We start from the raw sequence: 277 nt of genomic DNA on the forward strand, positions 1-277 counted from the left end.
AGTCGGCGAAGAGCCGGTCGCCGGCCGCCTGCAGGGCCTCGGCGACGGCCTCGTTGGGCTCGACGACCGAGACGCCATTCTCCTCCAGGGCCTGCCGGCTGGTCTCGTTGTTGTCACGGCTCATCTGCCAGCCCCGCTCCTCGGCGCGTGCCGCGGCCTCCAGCAGGGCCTCCTGGGTGGCGTCATCCAGGCGGTCGAAGGCGGCCTGGTTGATGAACACGATGTTCTTGGGCAGCCAGAGGTTGGCGTCGGTGTACCAGGCGACATAGTCCCAGGC

General features: G+C 69.3%; 1 pseudogene. It reads right to left on the minus strand.

Features of this window, described 5'->3' with window-relative positions:
• A pseudogene (locus J5F18_RS11415) lies at positions 1-277 on the minus strand (C4-dicarboxylate ABC transporter substrate-binding protein); the annotation flags it as partial.

It is taken from the genome of Halomonas sp. BM-2019, from assembly GCF_017584085.1.